This is a genomic window from Anaeroglomus insulsum (assembly GCF_050689095.1).
Classification (GTDB): Bacteria; Planctomycetota; Phycisphaerae; order Sedimentisphaerales; family Anaerohalosphaeraceae; genus Anaeroglomus; species Anaeroglomus insulsum.
On the sequence record NZ_JBOGCL010000031.1, the window covers coordinates 1 to 2,120 of the forward strand.

A 2,120-nucleotide genomic window follows, 5' to 3' on the forward strand; every position below is an offset into this window, starting at 1 on the left:
CGTATAAGGCGTCGTCTCCACCCGTGCCAGCCGATTCTGCAGGTTATATGTATAAACCACTCTCTCGGCCGTCTGGCCGCCGCGGGTGGTCGTTTTACTTGTCAAAGAGCCGTTGGCATCATAGCCATAGGTGATTATACTGTTTCCCCGGCCCCAGGCAAGCGTCGAAATCTGGCTATACTGCGTCGCCGCCTGCGACAGGTGCTGCAAGCACTCCGGCCCTATCAGGAAAACATAAGCCAGCAGCACACAAAGGCATCGGTGATAAAGACTCAGGCTCGGACGCAGACCGCCCCAGTCATTGCCGGCCGGACTGTAAATTTGACGCCATTCCTAATTTCTAATTTTCGATAGAATTGATTTTCATATGACTTATGATGGAATGTGAAAAGTCGGCACGGAATATTCATTATAAGCCAAATCAGGACTAAAGAAATACTGACGGCCCAGATATTCCTTAATTTGAGTGCGCAACCGATCAAATTCATCATAATTGCGAATCACATCCTCGATATGCTCAGTGATCTGCAAATACACAACATCATTGAATTGTTCAACAAGAAATGCTGGGGCTTTTAGTAACTTTTCCAAACCTATCAATTCAATATACGGTTTGCCAAAATACATCCCCCATGCAAGATTGCCAATATATCGTTTTAAGACAACTGTGCTAAATCCAATATTAAGGGCTGACACTACCTCATTATAATAATTCTTATATCGTTTCAATTCCGATTCCCCAAGAATATGTATATGACCAATATCAACATTATGATGCAACATCAATCTGTGATGAAGCAACTTAATGTTATCCATCTTGAATTTACCGAAATCACCATATAAAAGCAATTTGGAATGAAGCTTTTGTTCTCCCATTAAACCGCTAAATCCCCAAAGAGCTTCAATGCCTCTAACCTTTGACTTCCATATAAACTGATGCTGCCAGCATGTTGACAGCATTTTCTCCAGATCGCCATCAAATACATTTTTCAAAGGTTCTGTGTTGCCGTATTTTCTGGGCATCATCTCCGGATAGCTTTCTTGTAACATCTCAAAAAAAAGGCGACCAAAAGATATGTCACTGATGTCTATCGGTAAAAGCAACGATGTTGAAAAATGGGCAGATATTTTGGATTTCATCGAACCACCTTATTTCCTTGGAAGGTTATATTGTTAAATGTACCACTTGTTGGATTAAATTCAAAGATAGCTCCACCTGTACGATATATTGCCGCCTTCAATGGTTCAGATACAGTCTCTGTTCTTGGACTGATTATCAGGTTAAACGGCATATTTTGTGTCCTAGCTATTTCTTCGAATCCTCTTGTCTGTGAAGACTGAGACAATTTTATCACATTCTTGGCATCCGTCACACCATATAAATTCCCAACAGGGAAATCCGGCTTGACTGTCCCATAGGATGTTACAACGGATTGGCCTTTTGTTGTCCGCAGCGAAGACCGAACGGCATCTTCAAAAGACAAACCGTTGATTTGATTCAATTCCAACTGCGTTGGTCCGGGAAGCAATCGACTCGGGTTCGTAATAGGCGACTGAATCGTCGGAATCGGCGTCGCATTGCGAAATCTGAGCTGATTGAGCAGGCCATTAATATACGGTGACACAGCTGCTCGCAACGGCTGAATTACAAAACGGGCCACCAGAATCCCACCAACTGCCATGCCTAAAGTAATCCCTGTATCCAGAATAATCTCTCCGCCGGAATCCGCAAAAGGATCATCATTAGGCCCGGGAGCATTGGCAATATTGGGACAGCTGGCAAGAATGGTGATGATGGTCATCGTCATCATAAGCCCGACCAGCGTAAAATCCCCAGCCATTCCGCTCGGATCCACCCCATTTACCGGATTCGCATGACAATACAGGTACTTATGCAGACTCTGCGGGTCCTGCATATTGCCTGCGTAGGGATCAAGCTGATTGAACAGCCCATTGGCCGGGTTATAGTAGCGTGCACGCAGGTAATACTGCGACAAGGTACTGTCGTACTGCTCGCCGCAATACAGCAGATTTGTCTGGGCCGCATTGGCCGAACCCGCCGCACTGCCCAGCATCACCCCATACCCATCATAACTGTAGCTGTCCTGCACCGTCAGGTT

3 protein-coding genes are annotated in these 2,120 nt (G+C 45.0%); all 3 read right to left on the reverse strand.

Features of this window, described 5'->3' with window-relative positions:
• Nucleotides 1-249: hypothetical protein (locus tag ACQ9LF_RS13870; protein WP_462490017.1), on the reverse strand; the 249-nt coding region annotated here is incomplete at its 3' end.
• A 123-nt stretch (nt 250-372) separates the two neighbouring features.
• The gene (locus ACQ9LF_RS13875; RefSeq protein WP_462490018.1) at nt 373-1,140 is read right to left on the reverse strand and encodes a hypothetical protein; all 768 of its coding nucleotides are present in this window, start codon (nt 1,138-1,140) and stop codon (nt 373-375) included.
• A partial coding sequence (locus ACQ9LF_RS13880) for an RHS repeat-associated core domain-containing protein (RefSeq protein WP_462490019.1) occupies nt 1,137-2,120 on the reverse strand: 984 nt, incomplete at its 5' end. The genes ACQ9LF_RS13875 and ACQ9LF_RS13880, both read right to left, overlap by 4 nt.

Bases quoted from the DNA above. Each gene is read 5' to 3' on its own strand.
- ACQ9LF_RS13875 (WP_462490018.1), bottom strand. From the start codon at position 1,140: ATGAAATCCAAAATATCTGCCCATTTTTCAACATCGTTGCTTTTACCG.